This is a genomic window from Microcoleus sp. C2D2, assembly GCF_036702495.1.
In the GTDB taxonomy this organism is placed as follows: domain Bacteria; phylum Cyanobacteriota; class Cyanobacteriia; order Cyanobacteriales; family Microcoleaceae; genus Microcoleus.
On the sequence record NZ_JAUBTO010000241.1, the window covers coordinates 1 to 7,624 of the forward strand.

General features: G+C 45.5%; 4 protein-coding genes. All 4 read right to left on the bottom strand.

What is annotated here, in order from left to right; genetic code table 11:
* Positions 1-564 precede the first annotated feature (564 nt).
* The 4 genes from QUB61_RS36525 to QUB61_RS36540 all read right to left on the bottom strand — a co-directional run bounded on the left by QUB61_RS36525 (position 565) and on the right by QUB61_RS36540 (position 6,780).
* Positions 565-1,122 carry a PEP-CTERM sorting domain-containing protein gene (locus QUB61_RS36525; RefSeq protein WP_333135972.1) on the bottom strand — a complete coding sequence of 186 codons (558 nt, stop codon included), beginning with the start codon at positions 1,120-1,122 and terminating at the stop codon, positions 565-567.
* 179 nt (positions 1,123-1,301) lie between these two features.
* Positions 1,302-4,823: a plasmid replication protein, CyRepA1 family gene (locus tag QUB61_RS36530; RefSeq protein ID WP_333135974.1), complete on the bottom strand. Its 3,522-nt coding sequence runs from the start codon at positions 4,821-4,823 to the stop codon at positions 1,302-1,304.
* A gap of 760 nt (positions 4,824-5,583) precedes the next feature.
* Entirely contained in the window at positions 5,584-6,111 is a 528-nt protein-coding gene (locus QUB61_RS36535) for a GIY-YIG nuclease family protein (protein ID WP_333135976.1), read from the bottom strand.
* A gap of 213 nt (positions 6,112-6,324) precedes the next feature.
* Positions 6,325-6,780: a hypothetical protein gene (locus tag QUB61_RS36540; RefSeq protein ID WP_333135978.1), complete on the bottom strand. Its 456-nt coding sequence runs from the start codon at positions 6,778-6,780 to the stop codon at positions 6,325-6,327.
* Between the last annotated feature and the right edge of the window lie 844 nt (positions 6,781-7,624).

Sequence of the window (7,624 nt, forward strand, 5' to 3'; positions counted from 1 at the left end):
ATGTAAAAAATATAAAATAAATAAATAAATAAATGTCTAGAAGTATCACACAGAAAGGATTACAGGCTATTTGAGACAGTATCGATATTTTTGATATTTCCCCAAAAAGCTAGGTCAAGCAGCCGATGAAATTTTTCGAGTGGCAGCTTGTCCGTCCTAGAGCTTGTTGTAAGTTTAAAGCTCTGGCTCGGACAAGTTGACGCCGAAAAATTAGCGCAGCGGTCATCGGTTGCGACGTGGGTGCTAAGTTGTTGGTCTAAATGCGCTTGGTGTCATTTGAACTCGCCACGCTGTTTCCCGCTCGATTACTTGCTCCTTCTAAACTTGTTTACAGGTTTAAGACTTGTGGCTGGTATGTTTGATGTGTTGCTGCGTAGGCAGGGTTGCAGTATAGGTTAAGCGGGCATATGGGTATATCCAGCTCTAGGACTTATCACCGCTACAGCTTATGCTGTTTCCATAAATGGCTGATATCTCTATTCAACCATTTCTATAAACGGATGTCAAACGCAAACTGGGATAACATTCTATCCCCCTCTAAAGCTTGTAATTACTGTAGCTAGCTCAAGATACTGTCTTTTTAGAAGACTTCCGTTTGAGTATGGCTCCATATCCTAATGCTGTCGCTGCACCAAACATAGTTAGTGGTTCAGGAACAGGTTGTACAAGTTGTGTAGGTTGTACATCCAATGTAGCATTCTCAACCAAAATAGAGCTATCTACGTTGTTGGCTCGATAATCTACTCTTACACTCCTTAAATCACTCTGTCCATCTGCTCTAGAGTTAATAACTCTAAAGAACAAACCAGCTATAGCGCTTGGACTAGTCACTGGCTCACTAAAATCAATGAATGGAATAATTTGAATAAAAGATAATTCATTAGAGTCGTAAGTACCATTTCCAAAGGTAAAACCACTAGGCTCATAAACTCTTTGAATTTCTACTCCCCCTAAACCAGTGCTTTCTGGCTCCAAAGCTAATCTAAATAAGATTGCGCCACCAGGATCTCTTTGTAAACCGTTAAAGGAGGTCAATGTGAAATTAATAGCATTTGCCTTTGTAGCTATAAGAGTTGCACAGGCGGTCATTGCTAAACTAACTGATATTATATGACGTAACATTTTTGTACTCCATTCTATGTTTTTTTTTACGATACCATAAATTTAAGATGGCAGTTAAATATTAAAAATTACAAATATCCCCGTCTAGGCCCCTACAACTGCTACTAATTCATCGGGATAGATTCATAACCTGACCCTGGGTTTAAAAGTGCTATGGCTAGGTAGGACAGACTTTATACCTATTGGGCGAGATTCTCTAAAGTTGGATCCTCCCAGCGGATTTGATGAGGGAAGGCTAACACCTCGCTCCATTCTCCTAATTCCTGTATCAGCATTCTGTATTGAGCGCCGTTCGTAGCGGCCAAGAAAGAAGCTCGAATCCACTGACCCCACCGACTGACCCATCCCATTCTGCCGAGAGGTTCCGGCTGCGGTTCTACCGTTGGTTCTATGGGAGTTTCTATGCTTGAGTCTGTTGTCACACTAGGGATATTCTCTATATCTATAGAACTTGCTGTGACAGAACCCAAATACAAGTCATTTTCGACCCGAACCTTGCTGGCAGAGGGTTTGAGGTAAGGTGTGACATCAGCCTCAACCGCTGCGATGGCGTAATGCTGGAATTCAAATAAAGCTAGTTCGTCTCGCTTTTGCCAAGCTTCAAAAATTTGCGCTCGCAAACCTTCAGGCTCCTTAACTTTATTGCCTGCCCTGTCGAAGACATTCGCAGAAGCGGCGCCGCCAAACTTGTAAAATCTCAACCGCTCTCCACCTACGCGACGCTGTGGTGAGGCTGCGAACTTAAGTCCCAGTTGCCCAAGAAAGCTGCCCACAACTCCGATCGGATTCTTTGCCACTTTCTCTCGACTGACTTTGATGCCCGTAAAAGTTTTGATGTCTGCTGCAAATTTCAAAGCCTTGCCTGCAAATTCAAGAATTTCTGGCGAGTTGTTGCTCCATTCTTTTGTCGGGTCGCAGAACTGCCAAGTATTTAGGAGCTTGTGAACCGTAACTTTACACATGGATTGCCGGACATCTTGGAGGCAGAGTTGCCCGTCGCCATTCTTTAGTTGGGAGTCAATATTTTTGCGATCGCGCATCAAAATAAAATCTGGGTTGTGGGTAAGCAAATATTCAAGCTGAATTTTGCCATGCCACCTATCTTGATGAAGTTGCCTGAGTGTTGGGGTAACTTCCTTAACTTGATAAATTTCCTTCAGCCTAAATTTTTCCTGTTTGTACCGTTCGGCGTCGGTTTTGCTGCGCTTCTGTTCTAGCTCCTCAAATTCCGGACGATCGATATCTTCTGCCTCTGCCACAGCAAGAGCTTCCTCCACTTGATTGAGAATTCTCAGCGCGTTAATTTCCCCCGCAGTGTCGCGGTCATCATCTCCACAATCTGTAATGATGTGTCCTTCAGCTTCAAGCCCCTCGCGTACAGTCTCCCGAAAATCCCAAATTGAAGAATTTATTCGGGCGGCGTACTTCGCCCAAAATCTCAAAACTGTTGGGTTGTGAGCTTTGTCAAGGTCTAAGTCAAAATCTCTGAGCTGTTGCAAATTATAGCGGCAGTCTTTTTCCTTCGACTTGGCTACTTCCTTATAATTTGCTTCCCCGTTGCCAATTTTTCCCACTGCAATCTGACGGCACCAGACAAACCTGTTAATAGGTTCGCGAACCCGCGCCAGACTTTGCCGCACTTCGTTATCAGAGATTGCCCCTTGGAAAATGCCGAACACGGCGTTAAAATGCCCCCGCAACTCAACAGATACCCCAGTTGCCAGCGACGGCGAACAAATCACGATATCGTAGAGCGCCGCTAGTTCGGTGATTTTCTCAGCACATTGGTAAGCCGGATGCTCGGGGTTCGCGACTGTCTCCGCATCTATTCTGAGGATTTTCTTGCCAGGGCAGCGCGAGCGGTAAAATTTTTCTAAATTCTTGCTACCGAATTTGCTCTTGGCTTTCTGGGAGTCGCAACTGACCCAGATTTTGGCGCCAAGAGTTACACGAGCGACTGAATCCTTGAGCAGCCCGGACGGATCGTCTTTAGTCCCACCCTTGACGTATTGGGTGTCGTAAAATTTTATTTGCCACGGCTCAGACGGCTGCCAGTGATTTACCGCAATCCAAGGCTCAATATCAGTTCTTTCAGCAAACTCGCGAACAAAGTCAATGCTGTAATCGCTTAAGTCAGCATCTTGTAGCCTGATTGTTCCACCCGTGCTGAGCACCGATTTAAATAGTGTCCGCATGGTGGTGAGGATTGCTTGACGGTTTTCTCGGCAAGTTGAGGCGTCGAGCGCGTGCCAGAAAACTTGCTCGACTTCATCAACAATTACTAAAGCTCCTTCCCAAGCCAGCGGGTCAAAAGCTGCTTGAGATAGTGGGTGCAGGCTATCAACGCACAGCCCAAACCCCATAGCTTTGCCCTCAAGTTCGCGATCTGCGTCCGAGTTCATTTCCTCGATCCAAGGAATCCCCACAGCCTTACAAATTGCCCGTCCTAGCACAATCCGGTGAGTCAGCAGCAAAACTTTGCGCCCCTGGGCATGAGTTTGAGCGATTAATTTGATGAGGTCGTAAGTTTTCCCCGTTCCTTTGGGCGATTTCACACCAATTAAGCCGGAATGGTAAGGAATGCTGAGGTAACGCTGGTTGCATTCCCAAGCTGTTGGGTAAGTTAGCGCCCAAGCTTTCTGTCTATTTTTTTTGCTGAACCCTTTTAAGATTTGTTTCTGGATTTCCTCAATTGTCGAAGCCGCCGAAATTACTGCGTCGATGTCGCCACCAGCGACCACAAAATCATCAGCACCTTTATCCGGCCCAGGCAACTGTGCAATTTTTGCGATCGCACTTTTGAACAGTTTCGCTGTGGTTGTGGCGGCCTTAAATTCTGGGCTTTCGGAATAATCACCCTCGCGGAAGTCGAAAATAATTGTGATTTCGCGTCCTGCTGTGTCAAGCGCTTCGAGTTCGGATCGCAATTCCCACGCAACTGCTTTCTGATATTCTGTCCCGTCTGCCTTCCGTACCCAGTCCCCTTTCTCCGTAACTCGGTAGCCAGTAGTGATTCCCGGAATACAAATAGCTGCAAACCCGCGAGAAATCAGGGCGCAAGCTTTCTTTTCCCCTTCAGTGATGACGATCGGGCAGTTGGTAGCCTTGACCCATTCCCAGAATCCGATCGCTTCTCCATCAACCCCAATAACCGGGAATTCTGGCATTGATAAGCCAGCTTTTTCGGCTACTAATTTCCAAACACGGACGGTAATGCGAGCAAAAAATATTTCTAAGGACTTGCCCTTTGGCTGGTGATATCTGCGAGGCTCCCACACGCCTGTATTTTTATTTAGGTCGAGAGCGATCGGCGCCCCGCCTAATTGCCGAAAACGGTTGTTACATATCCAGCCATACGCAGGAGGGCCCTCCGGTCGGTAAATTCCTTTTGATTTGATAATCCCGTACCTGGCGGCTTTTGTGTTTCCGGCTAGATCGGATGGCAGATAAAAATTGTTGTCAAGGAAATATCCCGCACTTCCGGTACACCGGGCAAGATTCCGAGCCGCTTCTATGCTGATGCCGCTGTTGGTTGTGGGGTCGGTGTCGCGGTAAAGCAAGTCATAAGCAGGGTTTCCGCTCGCAGGGTCAAAGTTGAGAGGATAAATGTCAGGAGCAATACCAGATTTGACCACGCAGTCTTGATAGGCAAGATCGGCGGGACTATATACTTGACTGTGGAAATTTTTTTGTAAGGTCATACCGCGTCCTAATCAGGAGGTATGACCGCTTTTTTTGGGCGGGTTGTCGGATAGGTTTGCGCCGCAACACGTGCGCTGATAGACTTAAATTACTTTTATTAATTATTTGGTGGCCCGCCCAAACAGCGGCCATTTTTTTTTTGGAGAATGCTTAAGCCAATTCTAAAGCTTCTCCCCATCTGGATTAGCCCAGTCGCCTAGGCTTGGTTCCAGCAATTAATATTCTATGGCTTACCCGATCGCATTGTGACGTTCCCCGTCTCATTTTTCGCTTCGGTGTACTCGGTCAAGGAGGGGAGTGGGTTGCGGATGTTTTTCCGACTGGCTGAGCGGGAACTCTGCACGGGTTCATAAATTGTCGCAGCCAGTCGAAAAAACCCCGCTTGAGTTCGCTACAGAGAAAGTCTAGGCGTTAATTAATGTTGACTTTCCCGCTTCCCTTGACTTGCAAGCTTCTAAATACATAGAGTAATCGGGATGCTCGTTCGGGGAAGCGCTATGAAGTAAGTCGTTGGTATATATGACTTCCAGGAGCCGTTCAGCGCGTTCTAATTCCCCGTTCTCGGAAGCGTTCAGTTCTGGTTCAGCTAGTTAATTTTAGAACATCGGTTCTGAACGTTCGGTTAGGGAATCAACTAGCTGAACCAACCGCAGGACAAATATTTGACCGCGTTCTGCAGGTGGTAGTGCCACGGAATGACTCTAGGGGTACACATATACCCAGTAGCGTGAGACTTTCCATCGGCAGTCAGCGGCAAAATCAAATATTCACCATTAAGCAGTCTCTACCTACCTCCCATATTTTCTTGATTATCGTATCTTTGTCATCTCCACTTTGCTCCCAATTTTCAACTTGTTTTTTCAGGGAGTCATATTTGCATTGTTCCAAATTTTCAATTCCTTTCTTCAATTCTTCAACTTGAACGGCAGCAAAGGTATTTTGGTGGATGTTGAGCTTTGGTTCAAAAACACGTACATAGTACGCTTGAGTTACTTGTGCTTGTTTATCCCGCGTCCCCTCAGGCAATACAATCCAAGAGATATTGATTTGATATCCCATCCTATCTAAAAATTCAAATTCCATTTTTCTCTTGTGGTCTTTGAATTTTCTCCTTAAATTCGACGTAAACCCGATGTAGATAATTTTTTTGCTTTCCCCTTGCATGGCTGTCACAAAGTAAACTACCTTTTTCGTCTCGGGTAATAAATGGCTATTAGCTAATGCCATTTCTTCAAGCGCCGTAAAGATTTGCGATCGTCCGCAAGGACAATCGTTTGTAAATGTCATAATTTTTAGGCTCCAAACGTTGACAGTGAACTGTTTGGGGAAGTCGTGACTTGGCTAGCGGGTCAACGCTGGTCAGTCGCGCATAAATCTTCCTTAATTACTGACGATCGCAGGTTCGTAGGCGTTTTGTCAACCTGCAATTGTTAAGATTTTGACCAGAAAAGCCCCGGAATGAACCGGGGTTTATGCCCAAAGTCCCTGGGATGTGTCGTCTCAGGACTCCTCAAGTATCTCCAAAATTGCATCTACGTCAGCAAGCGAGGCGGTTGATTTTTTACGCTTAGCTTTTAATTTGTTTAGCAGGACGGAAGCCTCTGGTAACTCAAGTGCCGATCGCAATCTGTGTACTTCGTTTCGGAGCTTAGTTGTGATGCGAGTGCTAGTTTCTAAAAGCGCGTCATAGTTAGCGCGGAGGGACTCTAGCTCAACCTGTATTTTTGCTGTGTCACGCGGTTCAGTGACTATATTGTCCACTTTGTTATGGATTTGAGTGTCAGACTTTACCCATGTGTCACGCGGTTCAATGCCTCGATCGAGTTGCCGAGCATATTCTAAAGTAGCATCAGCAAGGGCGATCGGAACTCGAATGGTGCGGGTAGGACCACTCTGCCATGCAGCCTTGAATCGAGAATCCTTGATTGAGTCTTCGTGTCCTTTAGGATTTGGCATAATGATAAGTAAGATACGTGTATTGCCGTGTGTCAGGCGTTTCAACTACTATAACGGTGTTAGTAGATAGTGTCAAGCGCGTGACACACGGTTTTTTATGGTCTTGGTACTTACAATCAATTGCAGTTCACCGTTTCCATAAATGGTAGATGTGTTTGTCTAGCCATTCCCATAAACGGATATCAAGGCTTTTCACCATTTCCATAAACGGCAAAAACTCGCTAAAAAGTAACATACTTGCTCTGCCAGTAAGCAAGCGGCCTTTTGTGTTTATTTTGTATCAGATGTTGATACAAACCTTTGAAACCCTTGCCTAGTAAGGGGCGAAAATGGGGGGTGTGAGAATAGTTTCTATATAATCAAGACAAGGAATGCGCGCGTGAAAATACAGTATCTAATAGCACTTGTCAAGAGCTTTGAACAAATAATTCATTTGGAAAACACCACAGCGTACCGCGCCTCGCAAGCTCGGCACATCTTCCCCTGTGCTGTACACAAATGAGCTTTTTAAGGCTGTTGGGCGTAACAAAGGCAGAATTCATCATATTAAACTCTTGAGAGGGCTTAAACGAGCATTTAGAGGGGGGTGCTGTTTGGCGATCGTGGTAGGTGGTCATTTTGTCTAGTAGTTGTCTAGTATTTGTCTACAGCTTGTCTACGCTTTGTCTACATTGAATAAACGGGTATCTAAGGCTAGGCAGGGATAACAGTGTAAGACGTTGTAAGACACTAGAGACAACAGTGTAGACAGTGCTGTAGACATAGTTCTAGACATTAAACTACACCGTGTAGAGACTTGATTTTACCGCTTAAAATCTGCTATTATTAGGGAGATTGCAGTCAA

Coding starts and splice junctions, on each gene's coding strand:
- QUB61_RS36525 (WP_333135972.1), bottom strand. CDS start 1,122: ATGTTACGTCATATAATATCAGTTAGTTTAGCAATGACCGCCTGTGCA.
- QUB61_RS36530 (WP_333135974.1), bottom strand. CDS start 4,823: ATGACCTTACAAAAAAATTTCCACAGTCAAGTATATAGTCCCGCCGAT.
- QUB61_RS36535 (WP_333135976.1), bottom strand. CDS start 6,111: ATGACATTTACAAACGATTGTCCTTGCGGACGATCGCAAATCTTTACG.
- QUB61_RS36540 (WP_333135978.1), bottom strand. CDS start 6,780: ATGCCAAATCCTAAAGGACACGAAGACTCAATCAAGGATTCTCGATTC.